Raw genomic sequence first — 17,548 nt, 5'->3', positions numbered from 1 at the left:
CCGTCACCGTCGCGAGGAGCCACAGCATGAGCCCATCACCGCACACCGTGGGAATCATCGGTCTCGGATCCATGGGGAAGCCCATGGCCGGGCACATCATCGACGCCGGTCACGACGTGGTGGTCCTGCATCGCAGTCTCCACAAGGCGGAGGGGGCACGCGCGGTGGATTCCCCGCGGCACATGGCGCGCCAGTGCGACGTCGTCATCCTGTTGGTACCCGGCGCCCCGGAGATCGACGGGGTGCTCGACGAACTCGTCGAGGGCGCCCGCGAGCGCGACGCCGACCACGACCGCCTGATCCTGGTGATCAGCTCAACGGTCTCCCCCGTTGATATCACTCGCTGGCACCGGGACACTTCGGGCGTGGAGTTCGTGGACGCTCCCATCAGCGGCGGGGAGGCCGGCGCGATCCGCGGAGACCTGTCCATCATGGTGGGTGGCGACGACGCCGCCGTCGGCCGGGTCTCGGACGTCCTGTCCTCGTGCGGTCGCCCCGTTCATCTGGGGCCGTTGGGATCGGGGCAGGTGGCCAAGGCGTGCAATCAGTTGATCTGCGCGGCCGAGATCGTGGCGATCTCCGAGGCCAGCGTGGTCGCCGAACGCGCCGGGCTGGATCTGGCCAAGCTGCTGGACCTGCTCCAGGGCGGTTATGCGGGATCGGTGATCATGAACGATAAGACGCCCAAGCTCGTGGCCCACGACTACTCGGTGTCCGCGCAGGCGGCGTTCGTCCACAAGGACGTCTCCGCCTACTTGGACGCGGCCCGCGCCACCGGAACCAAGTCGGTACTGGGTGGACCCATTGCGAGCGCCGCGGAGCAGCTCATCGACGCGGGGCTGGGCGAGCAGGATTCCGCAGTGTTCCAGAAGTGGGTTGCGGAGCGCGGTACGCCCAAGGACTGATGGCTGCCGCTACGACTTAGCGCTCATTAGCTACCCGGGCCCACGGGCCGCACGCCACGGGTCACACGCCACCGAGCAGTAGAAACTGTGAGCGCCGCACACACCACGTTCCGCTAGAACCCTCGAACACACCTCAGGGCCCGTTAGAACCTTCAAACCACGCCGCAAGGGCTCTTACGAGCCTTCACGTGTAGCGGAGGGTTCCAACGGGCCCTGACGTGCAAAGCCGCAAAGAACGCTTACTTGTAGAAGCGGTTCAAGAAGCGCGCCACCACGGCGGGGCGCTCTTCGCCCTCGATCTCGATGGTCGCATCGGCCACCAGATGCAGGCCGTTGCCCTTGACCTCGGAGACCTCAGTAATGGTCACGGTCATGCGCACGCGTGCACCGACCTTCACGGGTGAGGTGAAGCGAACCTTGTCCAGGCCGTAGTTGACCTTGGTCTTCACGTCGGACACGTCGAAGAGCTCGCCCCACATAGGGATCAGCAGGGACAGGGTCAGGAAACCGTGAGCGATCGGTGCACCGAACGGTCCAGACGCGGCCTTCTCGGGATCGGTGTGGATCCACTGGTGGTCGTCGGTGGCGTCAGCGAACAGGTTCACCTGATCCTGAGTGATCTCGCGCCACTCGGAAAAGCCCAGGTCCTTGCCCGCGAGGTCGGCAACTTCGTCAAAGGAAACAACGGTCTTGGCGGTCATGAAATTCTCCTTGGGGTAATGAGTAAAGAGAGCGCAACGGCGCGAGCGGCGCAGTCGGAAAATCAGGCGAAAGCTGACTTGCCCGTGATGGAACGGCCGACCACGAGCGCGTTGATCTCGTGGGTGCCTTCGTAGGAATAGACGGCCTCGGCGTCAGCATGGAAGCGGGCGACGTCGGTCGGGAGCGTGATCCCGTTGCCTCCGACCACTTCGCGGGCCAGGGCCACGGTCTCGCGCATGTGCAGCGAGATCCACATCTTGGCGAGCGCCGAATCCTCGTCCCGGTACTCGCCGCGGTCCTGCTTCTCGGCGAGATCGGACACCATCGAGAGGCTCGCCGTGACGTTGCCCAGCATGCGCGCGAGCTTCTCCTGCACGAGCTGGAAGCTGCCCAGCGACTTGCCGAACTGTTCGCGGGAACGCACGTAGCGCAGCGCGGCTTCGTACGCGCCGGCCTGGATGCCGGTGGCGATCCACGCGACGTCCGAGCGCATGACGCGCAGCATGGCCGCGACATCCTTGAACGAGTTGCAGTTCTGCAGTCTCTGCGCCTCGGGAACGCGCACGTTCTCGAGCGAGATGTCCGCGTTCTGCATCATGCGCAGCGCGGTCTTGCCGTAAATCTTCTCGAGCGTCACGCCGGGTGCCTCGCGATCCACGAGGAACGCCTTGACCTGGCCGTCCGCCACGTCGCGGGCGAACACGGCCAGGTAGTCGGCGGTGAATGCGCCACCGATCCAGCGCTTGGCACCGTTGATGACCCACTCGTCGCCCTGGCGTTCGGCCGTGGTGGCCAGACCGCCGGCGATGTCCGAACCGTGGTCCGGTTCGGTCAGGCAGAACACGCCCTTGGTCTCGAAGCTCGTGATCTTGGGATCCAGCTCAGCGAACTGCTCCGGGGAGGCACCCACGCGGCACGTGGTGCGGAACAGGCCCGCCTGCGCCGTGTAGAACGTGGCCATGGAGGCGTCCGTCCGGGCCAGTTCGAAGATCCGGAACCCGTGGTACAGCGAGCGCGGTGCGCCGTCGATCTCGTCCGGGGTCATCAGATTCAGCCCGTACAGGGACGGCGCGATCTGGTAGGGGAACTCGCCCTTCTCCCAGTACTCGGCCACTAGCGGCTTGATCTCATTCTCGAGCACCTTCCGCAGCCGCAGGATGGGTGCGCGCTCGGCTTCGGTCAGCCGGTCGGCAATGCCGTATGGGTCGCAGTCCGGGTACAGCTCGCTCATGCCCGCTCCACCTTCTGGGCTTGGGCCGCCTTCTCGGCGGCGTACTGCTTGGCCGCGACGACGACGCCGCCCTCGCTCGGCTCGTAGGTTCCCTCGAGTTCCCCGAGGCCGAAGAGCCGCAGGGCGTTGCCCTTGAGAATCTTGGGCTTGACCTCGTCCTTGAAGCGCTGCTGCTCAAAAGCACCGAGCCATTTCTGCGGGGTGATCAGCGGGTAGTCGGTGCCGAAGAGCACCTTGTCCTGGAGCATGGAGTTGGAGGCGCGTACCAGGGACTCCGGGAAGTACTTGGGTGACCAGCCGGACAGGTCGATCCACACGTTCGCTTTGTGGGTGGCAATCGAGTTGGCCTCTTCCTGCCACGGCACCGAGGGGTGAGCCATGATGACCTGCAAGTTCGGGAAGTCAGCGGCCACCGAGTCCAGCAACAACGGGTTGGAGTAGCCCAGCTTGATGCCGTAACCACCCGGAAGGCCCGCGCCCATGCCGTTCTGACCGGTGTGGAACAGAGCGGGAACGCCCAGTTCCTGAATGGCCTCGTAGATCGGGTAGTACTTCTCGTTCGATGGGTCGAAGCCCTGCAGCGACGGGTGGAACTTGAAGCCCTTGACCCCGAATTCCTCGACCAGCTGCTTGGCGCGTTCCACGGCCTCGGGAACCTGGAGGGGGTCCACGGAACCGAAAGGAATCAGCACGTCGTTGTTGCGCGCTGCACCTTCCGCGATCTCTTCGATCGAGTTGGGCTCATGACCCAGTGCGGTGGTGGCGTCCACGGTGAACACGACCGCGGCCAGGTTCCACTCGCGGTAGCGCTCGGCAATGGTGTCCAGCGACGGGGAGCGGTCCTCCGCCTTGAAGTACTTGGCGGACGCGTCCGTCAGAGGCTTGGGCAGTGACGCGTGGCCGTGGTCCGAGCACTCGATGTGCACGTGCATGTCAATGCCGTCGCGCTGGGCGAGCTCTGCACCGAATTCATAACGCATGGTGGTTTCCCTTCAGTTCTACCGGTCCGGAACGTGGCTCAGCCCTGCGCGGGCTGGAGTTCCTCGGGCAGCGGGGGCATCTTCTCGCCGCAGGTCTGCAGCTTGCCCTCGAACAAGTTGTGCGCCTGCGCTGCCAGGGCCTCGTAGCTCCAGCCGCCCTCGCGGTACTCGGTGACGATGGGCGTGGGGTGGCTGAACAGCTGGAGGCGATCGCCACCGGCTCCGATGGCCTGGCCGGTGACGTCGGCGGCGTCGTCGGAAGCCAACCAGGTGATCAGGCCGGCCACGTCAGAGGCTGTGCCAAAGCCCAAGTCGTGCCGGAAGAAGGGCGGCATGGCCTCGCCGCGCTCATCGGCCTCGACGGCCTTCTGGAAGAACGGGATGGTCTTGGTCATGGCGGTGGCGGCCACGGGGATCACGGCGTTGGCGGTGACGCCGGCCTTCTTCATCTCGAGGGCGAAGGTGCGGATCATGCCCACAATGCCGGCCTTGGCGGCGGCGTAGTTGGTCTGGCCGAAGTTGCCGTACTGGCCGGTGGGCGAGCCGATCGCGATGATGCGCCCGGCCACGCCGTTCTCCTTGAAGTAGCGGTAGGTCTCGCGCACGCAGGTGAAGGTGCCGCGCAGGTGGACCTTGATGACCAGGTCGAAGTCCTCGTCGGTCATCTTCAGCAGCGACTTGTCGCGCAACACGCCGGCGTTGTTGACCAGGATGTCCAGGCGTCCGAACGCCTCCACGGCGCCGTTGACCAGCGCGGTTGCGGCCTCGGTGTCACCCACGGGGGCGACGACGGCCACGGCCTTGCCGCCCTCGGCCACGATGGATTCCACGGCGGCGTCTGCGGTGTCCTGGTTGACGTCATTGATCACGACGGATGCGCCCTGGCGGGCGAGTTCCTGCGCGTAGGCCAGGCCCAAGCCTTGGCCCGAACCGGTGACGATGGCGACCTTGCCAGCGAGAGGTGTCTGAGTCATGTCTGCTCCCAAGTAAGTGATGCGGTTCACGATGTGCTGAAACCATGGCATCGCATTTCGTTGAGATTGTCAATGATTAAGATTCTCCATTACATGACGTTTTCGGGATACCATGGAGCCATGCCGCACACACTGAGGGAATCCGACCTATCGCAAGAGCCCGTGTTTCTCATGGCGCGCGCCAGTTCGCTGGGCTCCGCCACCGCGAACCGCGCCCTGGCTGACCTGGGACTGAAGGTGCGCCACTACTCGGTGTTGTCCCTGGTGTGCGGCAAGAAGAACCCCACGCAGCGCGAGTTGAGTTACCACTTGGTGCTGGACCCCAGCCAGATCGTCTTGATCGTGGACGCGTTGGAAAAGATGGGTCTGGTGCAGCGTCAGACAGACCCCAACGACCGGCGATCCAAGATCATCGTGCCGACCACCGAAGGCCAGAAGCTCTACAAAAAGGCCAAGGTCGCAGTGGAATCCTCCTCCGACCGGACACTGTCCAACCTCTCCGACGAGGAGCGCACCAACCTGCTGGGGATGCTGCGGAAGATCTCGCTGGACTGAGACTCCTTAGAACCAGCCATTGCGTGGCTCTAGCGTCCATTCGCCGTCAGCGTGCACCATGAGGATCTGTTCGTCGCCGCGCGCCGTGATGTCCAGTTCCACGGGTCCCGTTCCGTACTCGAACTGGTGCCATGCGCTCAAATCGTCCGCGTCGTAGACCTCGACTCGCGGCACACCTTCCTCGGATGAGAAGCGGTAATCCTGCTCATCACCGGCCGGGAGTTCTACGACTGCGGGACCGGTACCGGTGATTTCTGCGCCCCGTTCGACGCGGGGGACCTCGGAGACCGGGAACCCTTGCACCTTCCACTGGGTATCGCCATTGCCCTGGGGGTAGATCACGGTGGTCTTGGGCTCACCCGGATCCGCGTCGATGAGCCACATGCCCGTTTGACCGTCTCCGACGGAGCCCATGTGCTCGGTCATCTCCCCACCCTTGCTCTCGTGGGCGTTGAGGAAAACTCCGCCACTTTCGCGGTCACTCGTCACGGACCACGTGATCAAGAGCGGCCCGTCATGATCCGGAACCTCGATCGCGATCTCGTCACTTTCCTCCAGGACCGTCTCCGTGAACTCGCCTTCCTTGCTGAACAAGGGGTCCCCGGTCGGCGCGTGCAAACTTCCACCCTGGGCCACGGGGCGCTCGGGTTCCGTGGTCTCCTCGGGGCTCGGGGCGTTCGACGCCGCGGCCGACGGCGACGTCGTCGGCTCGCGTTCCTGGGTCGGTTGGGCGACCGCCGTAGTGGGAGGAGGCCCGGGCGGATCTTCTTCACCGCCAGTGAATAGTGTGGGAACCGTTCTGGTGATTGCCCAGAGCAGGGCGCCCAGCACGAGCAGGCCGATGAGTGCGGCAACGCCGATCAACAGGATGGCCGTCTTGACCGAGGTTCCTTCTCGAGGCTTGGCCGAACCGTACGCCGGGGCATACTCCTGCGGCCCTTCAACGCGTGAACCGTCCTCGGAGGGCTCGTGAGGGCCCGATGGACCCGTTGGGGGTGTGTAGGGCGAGCTCATGAGAACCTCCGGGGGTCGGTACTGTCATGTTGCCATGCGCCCTATCCGTTTGAGCATAGGCTGGCAGTACCGCCACTTGGACAGCACGCTGACCATGGGCGTTACCCCGTGACCGACCGACCCCCTGAGGTAATTTGCGCTATGCGCCGACTCTCCACCGCCATTGCCACCGCCGCCTGCGCCGCCCTCTTGCTGACAGCGTGCGGCGACGCCGCCACCGAAACCCCCGACCAGGCCGCGGCCACGCAGAACGGCACGGCGGCGTCGTCGGCGCCCGAGGCAACACCGTCACCCACGGAACCACCCGAGCTGATCGGGGGCGGAACAGAGTTGTTCCCGGACCGACGGTTCGTGGCCCTCTACGGACACCCCGGAACCCCGGGCCTAGGTGCACTGGGCGAGCAGGGCCCGGAGGAATCGGCACAGCGCGCGATCGAACTGGCCAAGCAGTATCAGCCGCACAGCGAGGAGAAGGTCATCCCCGCGTTCGAGATCATCGTGACGGCAGCATCCTCGGAACCTGGCGCGGACGGTAACTACTCCAATGAAGTGCCCGTGGAGCACTTCATCCCCTACATCGAGGCGGCCGAGAAGAACGGCGTGTACGTGGTCCTCGATCTCCAACCGGGCCACACCGACTTCCTGACCCAGGCCAAGATGTACGAGGAACTCCTGAAACGACCCAACGTGGGGTTGGCCCTGGATCCCGAATGGCGCCTGGCTCCCGGCCAGGTGCACATGCAACAGATCGGTTCCGTCTCCGCGGAGGAAATCAACGAGACCACCGAGTGGCTCGCCAAGCTCACCGCCGAAAACAACCTGCCGCAGAAGGTCGTGATCCTGCACCAGTTCTCGATGTCCATGATTCAGGACCGCGAGAACATCAAGACCGACCACCCCGAACTCGAGCTGGTACTGCACGCTGACGGGCACGGCACTCCGGAAATGAAAAAGGAAACCTGGGGCGTACTGCAGCAGGGCCTGCCCGAGGGGATCCACATGGCGTGGAAGAACTTCTACGACGAGGACACCCCCACGTTCACCCCGGAGCAGACGTACAACCTAGAACCCAAGCCGTGGTTTGTGTCTTACCAGTAACCACCCCTGACCTGGGTTGATGGCCCGAACAGGCGGGGTGGGCGCACGCTCTGGGCGAAATACCAGGCTCCCCCTCTTCCCCTCCCAGGGAAGTCCGTTTACATTATGGATACCTGTTCGTTCTACGAGAGGAAGTGCCTATGGGAATCGGCGATAAAATCAGTAATGCTGCGGAGAAAGCGTCCGGATCCGCCAAGGAAAAGCTTGGTGATGCCACGGAAAACCGCGATATGCAGGCTGAAGGTGCATCCCAGAAGGCTTCTGGTGGCGCCAAGCAGTCCGTGGAAAACGTCAAAGACGCCGGCAAGAACCTGAAGGACGGGCTGAACTAGGTTCCGCACCACGCAATTTTTTGACCGTAAGGCCCTCGCCACTGGCGGGGGCCTTACGCATGGGTGGGGTCCGTTGGGGCGGGTGCGCGCCCTCACGCGCATCACCCTGCGAACAATTCCGGCCGAGGTTAGCGCTTGCTGGGCCGTTGCGACATTTCTGGCAGAGGATCGTACGCAAACCACTGGTATCCCTGCGATCCCGAGCCACAGATGTCGACGCTCGCAAACCCCTGCCCCATATGTCACCGCCTTCCACCCATATGCTGGAAGGGATAACCGCAACCAAGGAGGCAATCCATGATCTTTATCGTTGTGAAATTCGATGTGAAGCCCGAGCACTCCGACAATTGGCCCCAGCTGGTCGACGAGTTCACGCAGGCCACGCGCGCCGAGGCCGGCAACAAGTGGTTCGACTGGTCCCGCAGCGTGGACAACCCCAACGAGTACGTGCTCGTGGAGGCCTTCAATGACGACGCCGCCGAGGCGCACGTGAAGTCCGATCACTTCACCAAGATGACCGAGCAATTTCCGCAGTACCTCAGCTCCACTCCCCGCATCATTTCCCGTCAGATCGACGGCGACGGTTGGGATGAAATGGGCGAGCTGAAGGTCCAGTGACCTTCTCGGGCGATCTGATCGGCCTGGACATCGGCGGCAGCACCACACGCGGGGTGCTGTTCCGCGATGGCCAGGCCGTTCGTCAAGCCAAGGGGCCCAGCGCCAACGTTCAAAACGTCTCGGCCGACGCCGCGGCGGCAGCATTGCGCGATGTGTTCGGCGAGCTGGGGGCCAGCCCTTCAGTACCGGTGGTCGCCGGTGCCGGTGGTGTGGACACCCCCGCCGACGCCGTTCGGCTCGAGAATCTCGTCCGCTCCGTTTCTGGGGCCGCACCTGACGTTCCCGTGACCGCCGTGCATGACACTCGCCTGATCCTTGCTGCGGGGGGTCACACGACCGGCATCGCGGTGATCGCGGGCACCGGTTCCGTGGCCTGGGGCATTGATTCCACGGGCTGCGAGCGCCGGGCAGGAGGTTGGGGGTACCTGCTCGGTGACGAGGGCAGCGGCTATTGGCTGGGGCGTGAGGCGGTCCGCTCCGTGCTGCGCGCCGACCAGCGCGAACCCGGTGCCGTGGCCGATAAGTTCACTCGGACGATCCTGTCGGAGGCTGGTGTTTCTTCCGTGGTGGAGCTCATTGCGGCTTTCCACGACCGCCCGGACCGATCATTTTGGGCCGGGTTGTCCAGGAGGGTGGTGGAGTTCGCCACTCACGGTGATGCTGTGGCACAGGAGCTAGTGCACCGAGCAGCTTCCGAACTGCACGAACTCACCATCACCGTTGCCCAGCAACTCACCGGGTCTCTGCCCGTGGTGCTGGGAGGCGGGCTGGCGCCAACGGTTATTGGCGAAACGCTGCGATCGTTGCTTGCTGAATCCGGCCTCACGGGCGTGACCGTCCTGGAGCAGGAACCGGTACTGGGCGCGCCAGTCCTCGCTCGAGCGATGTGGAGCTGAGGGTCTATTTCTAGTCCTCGTGGACCGCATTGCCGCCACGTGCATTAGCCGGTTTGAGAAAAACAATGCTGATCGCTAGACCGACCACGGCAACGACCAATGCACCCCTTGAGATTGGATCGCCACCGTCGCGGATGACTCCCAGTGCAAGGGCCAATGCCACAAGGGCAAACGCCAGAGGGAGGGCTACTCGGAGAAATTTGGACGCCGGCACTTCTCCCCCCTACTTCTTGTACTCGTAGAACCCTTCGCCTGACTTGCGGCCGAACTTGCCCTCGGCCACGAGCTTGGAGATTGACTCGTTGGGCTTGTCCTCTTCCGCGCCGGTCTCCTCGTTGGTGGCCTTGGCGATGAAGTCGATGACGTCCAGGCCCACCATGTCCATGAGCTCGAACGGGCCCATGGGGTGGCCCAGTCCGTTGCGGATGGCGGCGTCGATGTCTTCCTTGGAGGCGTACCCGTTCTCGTAGAGGAACAGGGACTCATCGTTGATCGCACCCATCACGCGGTTGGCTATAAACCCGGGGATCTCACGGTTAATGAGCACCGGTTCCTTGCCCATGCGCCGGGCCAGTTCCATGGTGAGGTCCACGGTGTTGTCACTGGTGGAATCGTGGCGGACCACTTCCACGCACTTCATGACCAGGGCGGGGTTGAAGAAGTGCATGTTGCACACTTGATCCGCGCGCCCGGACGCCTCGGCCACCTTGGACGAACCGAGGGTCGAGGAGTTGGTGGCCAGGATTGCGTGCGACGGCGCCAGGGACCCCAGGGATTCGAAGATCCCGCGCTTGATGTCGAGGCGCTCGGTGGCGGCCTCGATCACGAAGTCCGCATTGGCGGCCGCGCGCTCGAGGTCCGTTTCCCACGCCAAGTTGGCCAGAGCGGCGTCGGCGGTGGATTGCTCGAGCTTGCCTTTGGCCACGCGGGACTCGGCCCAACCCCTCATTTCGGTGGATGCGGCGTCGAGCATGTCCTGGCTGATGTCCTGCACCGTGGTCTGATACCCGGCGAGCGCGGCGGTCATCGCGATCTGGCGACCCATGGTGCCGGCGCCGATCACGGTGATGTTCTTGATGCTGTCGATGGTGGTGCTCATGCGGAAGTCTCCTCGAACTCGGATTCGGATTCGAACTCAGTCCTGAAATGGAGGCGCTCGCGACGGAATCCGCCGCGAGCGCCAGGTGGAACGTGCCGATCAGCGGAAGGCCGGCTCGCCGGTGAGGTACTGGCCGAGGATCAGAGTGTGAACCTCGTCGGTACCCTCGTAGGTGCGCACGGATTCCAGGTTGTTGGCATGGCGCAGCGGCGAGTAGTCCAGGGTGATGCCGTTGCCGCCCAGGATGGTGCGAGCTTCGCGGGCGATCGCGATGGCCTCGCGGCAGTTGTTGAGCTTGCCCACCGAGATCTGGTGGTTCTGCAGCGTACCGGCGTCCTTCATGCGACCGATCTGCAGGGCGAGCAGGAAGCCCTTGTTGATCTCCAGCGCCATGTCCACGAGCTTCTGCTGCGTGAGCTGGTAGCCGGCCAGGGGCTTGTCGAACTGCATGCGCTGCTTGGAGTAGTCCAGGGCCGCCTCGAACGAATCGCGGGCCGCGCCCATGGCGCCCCAGATGATGCCGTAGCGGGCTTCGTTGAGGCACGAGAACGGCCCGCGCAGGCCCTTGGCCTCGGGGAGCATCGCGCTGGCGGGCAGGCGCACATCCGTCAGCTCGATTTCGCACTGGATGGACGCGCGCATCGACAGCTTGGATTCGATGGGCGTGGCCTTGTAGCCGGCGGTATCGGTGGGCACCACGAAGCCGCGGATGCCATCATCGGTCTGCGCCCAGATCACGGCCACCTTGGCCACATTGGCCAGGCCGATCCACCGCTTGGTGCCGTTGAGCACCCAGTCGTCACCGTCGCGCTTGGCGTTGGTGGTCATCGAGGACGGGTCCGAACCCGCGGTCGGCTCGGTCAGGCCGAAGCAACCGATCGCCTCACCGGCGGCCATCTGCGGCAGCCACTCCTGCTTCTGCTCCTCCGAGCCCCACTTGTAAATGGCGCTCATGGCCAGCGAACCCTGCACGGACACGAACGTGCGCAGGCCCGAATCTCCGGCCTCCAGTTCCGCACCGGCCAGGCCGTACTCCACAGCCGAGCGACCCGCGCAGCCGTAACCCTTGAGGTGCATGCCCAGCAGACCCAGCTTGGCCATTTCCGGCACGATCTCCAGTGGGAACTCGGCGGCCTCGAACCACTTGGCGATGTTCGGCTTGATCTGCGCGTTCACGAACTCCCGCACGGTCTGGCGCAGCTCGAGCTCCTCGGGGGTGAGCAGGGAATCGAAACTGATCAGATCCGAGGGGTCCGCGGACAGCTCTGGGGTGGTCATGGTGCTCCTTTGCATCATTGGTCATGCCGGTAGTGCGAGGGCCCGGGACAGACTGCGACCGCGCCCATTCTGTAGTTGTGACTCACGTTACGGGGACGACGCCGCTCGCGAAACCTTGCCGCGCCAGCCCCCTTTTTATTTCACTCACCTAAGAAGTTCGGTTGAGCCATTCCACCACCGATTCCGTATGCTCCCCGAGCTGTGGCGGGGCCGCAGTGGGCGTATCCAGCGGCGGATTCCAGGTCACCGGAGGCCGGAACTGGCGGCCCACGGTTGTCCCGGAGGCGTCCTGAACATCCACGGTGGGTTCGAGGCCGAGCTCTTCCGCCAGGGCGACTCCCTGATCGATGCCGCCCACCTTTCCCGCGGGAACACCGACCTCGGTGAGGACGTCCTGCCAGTGCTGAGCGGTGTTGGCGGAAAGGGCTTTTTCAAGCAACGGAACCAGGGTGTCCCGATGGGCCACACGCTCCGTGTTGGTTGCGAACCGCTCATCCTCGGCCAGTTCGGCCACCCCCAGGGCCGCGGCCATGCGAGCGAACTGACCGTCATTTCCCACGGTCACCGCGAGCGGTCCGTCCGAGCACTCCAACAACTGGTACGGAACGATGGACGGATGCTCATTGCCCATGCGCGACGGAACCTTATCCGCGCCCAGGTACGCCTGCCCTTGATTGACCAGTGCACCCTGCAAGCTGGACAGCAAATTGATCTCCAGGTGGGAGCCGCGCCCGTTGTTCCGGCGGCGCGCTTCGAGCGCGGACAGCACGCCAATGGTCGTGTCCTTGGCGCACAGCACGTCCACGAGCGCCACGCCGGCCTTATAGGGCGAGCCATCGGCTGGACCGGTAATGCTCATGAGCCCGCCCACGGCCTGCACCAGGAAGTCGTATCCGGCCAGGTGGCGTCCCCCGGCGGAACCGAATCCGGAGATGGACGCGTAAATCAGCCCGGGATTCTCATCCCTCAGGTCCTCGTAGCCCAATCCCAGCTTGGCCAGGCCCCCGGGTTTGAAGTTTTCGACCAGCATGTCCGCTTTGAGGGCCAACTTCTTGGCGAGCGCCAGGTCCTCTGGATCCGTGAGGTCCAGGGCCACGGACTCCTTATTGCGGTTGGCTGACTCGAAGTACGTGGCTCCGGTTTCGGACCACGGCGGCCCCCAGTTGCGGGTGTCATCCCCGGCGCCGGGGCGTTCCACCTTGATGACCCGGGCACCCAGATCCGCCAGGGTCATGGTGGCCAGCGGACCGGCGAGCACGCGGGAGAAGTCTGCCACCAGAACGCCCTCGAGCGGGAGGGTGGTGTCGGCCGAATTCTCACCCCTGGCACCGGCGGCCGCGCCGGACTGCTCCGCCGAAGCCTGACTGGGTTCTGCGCCCACTGGATCTGGTTGGTCCGTCACTTCTGACCCGCCTCACGCACGCCGCACCAGCGAGCGATGTAGAGCGCGTAGATCTCGGTGCAGCGCTTCACGGATTCCAGGTTCACGCGCTCGTCCTTGCCGTGCAGAGTTTCCGCGAGGGGTCCGTACACCATGGACGGGATCCCCTGGAACGTTCCGTAGACCCGTGAGTCCACGTACGCCGGGGACGGATAGGACTCCAGCGGCGCACCGGTCACGGACGCATGAAGCTCCGACAGCAGCCCCTCCGCGTCCGTGCCTGGTTCCAGGACGTACTGATCGGAGAAGAATCCGGACTTGCTCACGGACACCTTGCCCCGGGAGACCACGGGGTTCTCGCGTCCCGCACGTTCCACGCATTCTTCAATTTCTTGCCACGCCGCGGCCGATCCCAGCGACGGCGGAACCGACACCCGCACCGAGAACGTACAGCGATCGGGCACCGATGACGGCCATTCACCCGCCTGCAGCACGCCGACATTGAGGTTGATGGGGTGTTCCAGGTCTCCGAAGTTCGGGTCCCCCACCGTGATCTGGTTCCAGCGTTCCTCCAGCGCACGAAGATCTCCGATGAGAGAGTACGCGGCATCCAGCGCGTTGAATCCCTTGGACATCTCGTGCGCGTGGGCGGCGGTTCCGGTGACGTCAACGTCGAACCAGATCACACCCAGATTGGCGCGCACCAGGGTCTCCGCAATGGGTTCGGAGATCAGCACGGCGTCCGCGGTGTAGCCGCGCTGCATAGCGGCCACGGTGCCGTTGCCGGTGCATTCCTCTTCCGGCACGGACTGCAGGTGCACGCGACCAGTGGGTTCCAGCCCTGCAGCGCGCAACGCCTTGAAGGCGAACAGGTTGGCGACAAGCCCGGCCTTCATGTCACCTGCACCGCGGCCGTACATCCAGCCGTCCTCGATGCGACCGTCCCACGGACTGGTGGTCCAGGTGTCCTCGCGTCCCTCGGGCACCACGTCGACGTGACCGTTGAGGATCAGGCTGCGAGCGCCGTCGGCGGGGGCGGAAGGCTCAAAAGTGCCCACGACCACGGGAGTCTCTGTGTAGTCCACGGTGACCGCGCCGGCAGCGGGGTGGGTGGCGAGTTCGGCGGCGTCGAGCGTCCACTGGTCAACGGTCAGGCCGGCGTCCTCGAATGCAGCGGCCATCATGTCCTGTGCTGCGCGTTCCTCGGTGCGGCGCGAGGGTTCGGCCACCAAGCGCTGCAGGAACTCGACCTGCTGATCGAACGCTTCCGCGACCGCCTGCCGAATCGCGGCTTCCTGAGCTTGCGTGGGTTGGGACACTGCGGCCTCCTCGTCGAGTTGTGCTTCACCACACACTCTAAGGCGCGGCGGGGACGCGCATAAGCCGCGCTTGCCGACGCTCGGCAAGCGCGGCCGGCGTTCAGGCCAACTCGCCCTGCGCCACGCGCGTCATCACGCCGATCAGCATGTCCAGCCCGGAGAGCATGTCCTGGTCAGAGGTGAATTCGTACTCGTTGTGCGTGATGCCCTTGTGGGACGGCACGAACAGCATGACCGCGGGCATCACGTCCTTGACGTTGGTGGAATCATGGCCGGCCAGCGTCATGATCCGCGTGTACGGCAGACCCAGTTCCTGCACAACCTGCTCGGCGAGCTCCACACCCTCCGGCGCGTAGTTCTTCACGTCCCAGGCGTTACGGCTCAGAGTTTCGATCTCCACATTCGCCTCCGACGCCGCTTTGGTGATCTCCTGCGCGAAGGCCGCGTCTGCGGCGTCGAGCCGGGCGGCATCCGGGCTGCGCAGGTCGATCAACAAGCGAGCCTCCCGAGCGACCGCGACGGGAGAATTGGGCAGGATCAGCAGCTCACCGCATGAGGTGATCACGTCGTGCTCCAGCGCGATCCGGCGCGCCGCAGCAATGAGCAGCGAGGCACCCAACAGCGCGTCCTTGCGATCCTCAATCAGCGTGGCACCGGTGTGGGACTGCTCGCCGGTCACCCGGAATTCGTACTTGCGCGCACCCCACGTGGCCTCCACCAGGCCAATGGTCTGGCCGTTCTCCTCCATCGACTTGCCCTGCTCGATGTGGATCTCCACGTATGCCGCGGCCTCGGGAATGCTCTCGGTTCCGCGCTGACCGAGTGCGTCGAGGGCGTCGCGCACGGTCATGCCGTCCACGTCCTCGATGTCCAGAGCCGTCTCGAGATCGAGCTTGCCCGTGTACACCAGACTGCCCATCATGGACGGCTTGAACCGGCAACCCTCCTCGTTGAACCAGTTCACGACGCACAGGTTGTACTTGAGCTCCAGCTCCCCCGCCGACGCCGCTCGGTACAGTTCCGCACACACTGTCGCCCCCGCGAGCACGCCGTATGCGCCGTCGAACCGGCCGGCCCTGGGCTGGGAATCGAGATGCGATCCGACCAGCACGTAGGGCGCACCGGGGTGGAGTTCGAACGTGCCGAACTGGTTACCGATCTCGTCGTAGTGCACCGTGGCACCGCGCGCGGCCAACCAGCCGGCGAACCACTGCCGGTTGAGACCGTCCGCTGCGGTGGCGGCCTGACGCTCAACCCCACCGGAGTCCAACCCGCCGTTGCGGGACATGAGCTGAAAATCGTGCAGGAATGCTTGATGCAGTGCGGACATGACCTCTCCAGGGATAGGAACCAGTTGCGGTCATCGTACGCAGGAGTGGTTCGAATGCAGTAAGGGCACAAAAAGGGTAGTACTGGCTAGAAAAGTGCGTACTACCGCGCACGGGAAGTGCGGGATAGCGTCGTCCTATGAACTCGGCAACTGCTGAAAGGTTCCTACCGCAGTAACTCCTTCTCCTTCCCCATGCCCGAACCCCTCGCCGTGTGGGATTGGTCAGGACGGAAACTCGGGTGCCACTGCCGAGAGGAAGCAATAAAAAATTTCCCGAAGGAGTGCACGAGATATGCCCAGGACTCGACTCTTTGATGATCTTCCCGGATGTGCAATGGAGGCCAGCGTTGCCATCATCGGTGGCAAGTGGAAAGGGGTCATCCTCTTTTACCTCATCGAAGGCACTATGCGTTTCAACCAACTAGCCAGGAAGATCCGCGGCATCACTCCGAGGTTACTCACGAAACAGTTGCGTGAACTCGAGGAAGACGGTCTGGTCACCCGAACGGTCTATCCAGTGGTCCCACCAAAGGTCGAGTACTCCCTCACTGAAGAAGCCCAAAGTCTGGTACCGCTACTGCTGGATCTCAATGAATGGGGCGAACAATGGCTGGCTAAGCGAGGGATCAGGCCTCACAATTCCACCCCAAATTCGGCCACAGATGCCGAGTCGAAAGATGAAACGGAGATGTCATGAGCAAAGTAGTTCGCTTTCACCGCACCGGCGGACCGGAAGTTCTGCAATTGGAAGAAGTCACGGCCCGCGAACCCCAATCAGGTGAAGTCAGGATCCGCACCCGCGCCCTAGGTCTTAATCGGGCCGAAGTCATGTTCCGCAATGGCGCTTATGTGGTTGATCCGGTCTTTCCCTCGAGTTTGGGATATGAGGCATCAGGCGAAGTTGAATCTGTCGGGCCAAACGTATCGGGATTGACCATTGGCGATGCAGTCAGTGTGGTTCCCAGCTTCGCGATGACTGACTACGGCGTCCATGGGGAGCTGGTAATCGCCCCAGCAACCGCAGTCGTCAAGCACCCTGAGAACCTGTCCTGGGAAGAAGCGGCCGCCGTGTGGATGAATTTCATCACCGCCTACGGCGCACTGATCGACCTTGCCAAGGTGCAACCCGGAGACACCGTCCTCATCCCGGCAGCCTCAAGCAGCGTGGGGCTGGCAGCCATTCAGATTGCTCGCATGGCAGGAGCCCAACCCGTGGCTTTGACCCGTACCAGTGCCAAACGCCAGCAATTACTCGACGCTGGCGCTGCAGCCGTGATCTCCACCTCAGAAGAGGACGTGGTAGCTCAGGTCCGCGATCTCACTGACGGGCAAGGCGCCCAGGTAGTTTTCGATCCTGTTGCTGGGCCAGGGTTCGCGGATCTAGTCGCTGCGGCCGCCCCTCATGCCATGATCATCGTCTACGGGGCATTGGCACCCGACCCAACGCCCCTGCCTGTCCTGGGGGTGCTCGGAAAACACTTGACCATCCGCGGATACGAGCTCTTCGAGATCACCCGAGATGACAACCGCCGACAGGATGCTATTGAATTCGTGCTTCGTGGCCTGACCGATGGAACATTGCGGCCGGTCATCGATACCACTTTCGAGTTCGGTGACATTGTCGAAGCTCACCGCTACCTTGAAGCAGGAAACCAGGTAGGCAAAGTGGTCCTCACGGTGCCTCGCTGATCTTGGATCCGCTATCGAAACCGTCCGAGCGGATTGGTTTGGGACGGTTGAAGAGGCTTCGGGCTCCACAGACCGGAGGTTCGCGGATTAAGAACTGAGAGTCCCGCAGCAGTGGCCCGCCGCAGAGAGCGGCGGGCCACCAAGAAG

18 protein-coding genes are annotated in these 17,548 nt (G+C 63.9%); 8 read left to right on the top strand and 10 right to left on the bottom strand.

All coding sequences use genetic code 11. The features are described 5' to 3' along the window. Positions 1 to 26: 26 nt before the first annotated feature. Positions 27 to 905 (top strand): NAD(P)-dependent oxidoreductase, encoded by an 879-nt coding sequence (locus tag EWV37_RS12720; RefSeq protein ID WP_095798720.1) that lies wholly within the window; start codon positions 27 to 29, stop codon positions 903 to 905. A gap of 239 nt (positions 906 to 1,144) precedes the next feature. On the opposite strand, the gene EWV37_RS12715 is transcribed toward EWV37_RS12720, so the two are convergent. From EWV37_RS12715 to EWV37_RS12700, 4 genes are all read right to left on the bottom strand, one after another. Next, entirely contained in the window at positions 1,145 to 1,606 is a 462-nt protein-coding gene (locus EWV37_RS12715; protein ID WP_095798721.1) for a MaoC family dehydratase, read from the bottom strand. A gap of 62 nt (positions 1,607 to 1,668) precedes the next feature. Then, the gene (locus EWV37_RS12710; protein WP_129702011.1) at positions 1,669 to 2,838 is read right to left on the bottom strand and encodes an acyl-CoA dehydrogenase family protein; all 1,170 of its coding nucleotides are present in this window, start codon (positions 2,836 to 2,838) and stop codon (positions 1,669 to 1,671) included. Further along, positions 2,835 to 3,818 carry an amidohydrolase family protein gene (locus EWV37_RS12705; protein ID WP_129702009.1) on the bottom strand — a complete coding sequence of 328 codons (984 nt, stop codon included), beginning with the start codon at positions 3,816 to 3,818 and terminating at the stop codon, positions 2,835 to 2,837. Before EWV37_RS12705 ends, EWV37_RS12710 begins: the two co-directional genes overlap by 4 nt. A 38-nt stretch (positions 3,819 to 3,856) precedes the next feature. Next, on the bottom strand, positions 3,857 to 4,792 hold the full coding sequence (locus EWV37_RS12700) for an SDR family NAD(P)-dependent oxidoreductase (protein WP_129702007.1): 936 nt from the start codon (positions 4,790 to 4,792) through the stop codon (positions 3,857 to 3,859). A gap of 120 nt (positions 4,793 to 4,912) precedes the next feature. On the opposite strand from EWV37_RS12700, the gene EWV37_RS12695 reads away from it, so the two are divergent. Then, positions 4,913 to 5,347: a MarR family winged helix-turn-helix transcriptional regulator gene (locus tag EWV37_RS12695; RefSeq protein WP_238663261.1), complete on the top strand. Its 435-nt coding sequence runs from the start codon at positions 4,913 to 4,915 to the stop codon at positions 5,345 to 5,347. A 6-nt stretch (positions 5,348 to 5,353) separates the two neighbouring features. Here EWV37_RS12695 and EWV37_RS12690 read toward each other — a convergent pair whose 3' ends face one another. Further along, the gene (locus EWV37_RS12690) at positions 5,354 to 6,361 is read right to left on the bottom strand and encodes a hypothetical protein (RefSeq protein ID WP_129702003.1); all 1,008 of its coding nucleotides are present in this window, start codon (positions 6,359 to 6,361) and stop codon (positions 5,354 to 5,356) included. Positions 6,362 to 6,502: 141 nt separating this feature from the next. Between EWV37_RS12690 and EWV37_RS12685 the strand changes: the two genes are divergently transcribed. The 4 genes from EWV37_RS12685 (at position 6,503) to EWV37_RS12670 (ending at position 9,305) form a co-directional block, all read left to right on the top strand. Beyond that, positions 6,503 to 7,459 (top strand): hypothetical protein, encoded by a 957-nt coding sequence (locus EWV37_RS12685; protein ID WP_129702001.1) that lies wholly within the window; start codon positions 6,503 to 6,505, stop codon positions 7,457 to 7,459. Between the two features lie 140 nt (positions 7,460 to 7,599). Continuing rightward, positions 7,600 to 7,791, top strand: a complete 192-nt coding sequence (locus tag EWV37_RS12680; RefSeq protein ID WP_129701999.1) for a CsbD family protein — start codon at positions 7,600 to 7,602, stop codon at positions 7,789 to 7,791. Positions 7,792 to 8,088: 297 nt separating this feature from the next. Further along, on the top strand, positions 8,089 to 8,409 hold the full coding sequence (locus EWV37_RS12675) for a putative quinol monooxygenase (RefSeq protein WP_129701997.1): 321 nt from the start codon (positions 8,089 to 8,091) through the stop codon (positions 8,407 to 8,409). Beyond that, positions 8,406 to 9,305 (top strand): N-acetylglucosamine kinase, encoded by a 900-nt coding sequence (locus EWV37_RS12670; RefSeq protein ID WP_238663260.1) that lies wholly within the window; start codon positions 8,406 to 8,408, stop codon positions 9,303 to 9,305. Before EWV37_RS12675 ends, EWV37_RS12670 begins: the two co-directional genes overlap by 4 nt. A 223-nt stretch (positions 9,306 to 9,528) precedes the next feature. On the opposite strand, the gene EWV37_RS12665 is transcribed toward EWV37_RS12670, so the two are convergent. The 5 genes from EWV37_RS12665 to EWV37_RS12645 all read right to left on the bottom strand — a co-directional run bounded on the left by EWV37_RS12665 (position 9,529) and on the right by EWV37_RS12645 (position 15,712). Beyond that, positions 9,529 to 10,404, bottom strand: a complete 876-nt coding sequence (locus EWV37_RS12665) for a 3-hydroxyacyl-CoA dehydrogenase family protein (protein ID WP_129701995.1) — start codon at positions 10,402 to 10,404, stop codon at positions 9,529 to 9,531. 99 nt (positions 10,405 to 10,503) lie between these two features. Further along, on the bottom strand, positions 10,504 to 11,682 hold the full coding sequence (locus EWV37_RS12660) for an acyl-CoA dehydrogenase family protein (protein ID WP_129701993.1): 1,179 nt from the start codon (positions 11,680 to 11,682) through the stop codon (positions 10,504 to 10,506). A gap of 148 nt (positions 11,683 to 11,830) precedes the next feature. Then, positions 11,831 to 12,961, bottom strand: a complete 1,131-nt coding sequence (locus tag EWV37_RS12655) for a CaiB/BaiF CoA transferase family protein (protein ID WP_238663268.1) — start codon at positions 12,959 to 12,961, stop codon at positions 11,831 to 11,833. 119 nt (positions 12,962 to 13,080) lie between these two features. Then, positions 13,081 to 14,382: an ArgE/DapE family deacylase gene (locus EWV37_RS12650; RefSeq protein WP_129701991.1), complete on the bottom strand. Its 1,302-nt coding sequence runs from the start codon at positions 14,380 to 14,382 to the stop codon at positions 13,081 to 13,083. Between the two features lie 100 nt (positions 14,383 to 14,482). Then, entirely contained in the window at positions 14,483 to 15,712 is a 1,230-nt protein-coding gene (locus tag EWV37_RS12645; RefSeq protein ID WP_129701989.1) for a M20 family metallo-hydrolase, read from the bottom strand. Positions 15,713 to 16,046: 334 nt separating this feature from the next. On the opposite strand from EWV37_RS12645, the gene EWV37_RS12640 reads away from it, so the two are divergent. Then, positions 16,047 to 16,409, top strand: coding sequence for a winged helix-turn-helix transcriptional regulator (locus EWV37_RS12640; protein WP_129701987.1), 363 nt, complete (start codon positions 16,047 to 16,049; stop codon positions 16,407 to 16,409). After that, the gene (locus EWV37_RS12635; RefSeq protein ID WP_129701985.1) at positions 16,406 to 17,401 is read left to right on the top strand and encodes a zinc-dependent alcohol dehydrogenase family protein; all 996 of its coding nucleotides are present in this window, start codon (positions 16,406 to 16,408) and stop codon (positions 17,399 to 17,401) included. Before EWV37_RS12640 ends, EWV37_RS12635 begins: the two co-directional genes overlap by 4 nt. Positions 17,402 to 17,548 lie beyond the last annotated feature (147 nt).

The organism is Kocuria carniphila (assembly GCF_004136555.1).
GTDB lineage: Bacteria > Actinomycetota > Actinomycetes > Actinomycetales > Micrococcaceae > Kocuria > Kocuria carniphila.
Note: the sequence above shows the minus strand (reverse complement) of the source record. Positions and strands in the feature narration are given on the sequence as shown.

Excerpts from the sequence above, each read along its gene's own strand:
- EWV37_RS12720 (WP_095798720.1), top strand. The coding sequence starts at position 27 with ATGAGCCCATCACCGCACACCGTGGGAATCATCGGTCTCGGATCCATG.
- EWV37_RS12715 (WP_095798721.1), bottom strand. The coding sequence starts at position 1,606 with ATGACCGCCAAGACCGTTGTTTCCTTTGACGAAGTTGCCGACCTCGCG.
- EWV37_RS12710 (WP_129702011.1), bottom strand. The coding sequence starts at position 2,838 with ATGAGCGAGCTGTACCCGGACTGCGACCCATACGGCATTGCCGACCGG.
- EWV37_RS12705 (WP_129702009.1), bottom strand. The coding sequence starts at position 3,818 with ATGCGTTATGAATTCGGTGCAGAGCTCGCCCAGCGCGACGGCATTGAC.
- EWV37_RS12700 (WP_129702007.1), bottom strand. The coding sequence starts at position 4,792 with ATGACTCAGACACCTCTCGCTGGCAAGGTCGCCATCGTCACCGGTTCG.
- EWV37_RS12695 (WP_238663261.1), top strand. The coding sequence starts at position 4,913 with ATGCCGCACACACTGAGGGAATCCGACCTATCGCAAGAGCCCGTGTTT.
- EWV37_RS12690 (WP_129702003.1), bottom strand. The coding sequence starts at position 6,361 with ATGAGCTCGCCCTACACACCCCCAACGGGTCCATCGGGCCCTCACGAG.
- EWV37_RS12685 (WP_129702001.1), top strand. The coding sequence starts at position 6,503 with ATGCGCCGACTCTCCACCGCCATTGCCACCGCCGCCTGCGCCGCCCTC.
- EWV37_RS12680 (WP_129701999.1), top strand. The coding sequence starts at position 7,600 with ATGGGAATCGGCGATAAAATCAGTAATGCTGCGGAGAAAGCGTCCGGA.
- EWV37_RS12675 (WP_129701997.1), top strand. The coding sequence starts at position 8,089 with ATGATCTTTATCGTTGTGAAATTCGATGTGAAGCCCGAGCACTCCGAC.
- EWV37_RS12665 (WP_129701995.1), bottom strand. The coding sequence starts at position 10,404 with ATGAGCACCACCATCGACAGCATCAAGAACATCACCGTGATCGGCGCC.
- EWV37_RS12660 (WP_129701993.1), bottom strand. The coding sequence starts at position 11,682 with ATGACCACCCCAGAGCTGTCCGCGGACCCCTCGGATCTGATCAGTTTC.
- EWV37_RS12645 (WP_129701989.1), bottom strand. The coding sequence starts at position 15,712 with ATGTCCGCACTGCATCAAGCATTCCTGCACGATTTTCAGCTCATGTCC.
- EWV37_RS12640 (WP_129701987.1), top strand. The coding sequence starts at position 16,047 with ATGGAGGCCAGCGTTGCCATCATCGGTGGCAAGTGGAAAGGGGTCATC.
- EWV37_RS12635 (WP_129701985.1), top strand. The coding sequence starts at position 16,406 with ATGAGCAAAGTAGTTCGCTTTCACCGCACCGGCGGACCGGAAGTTCTG.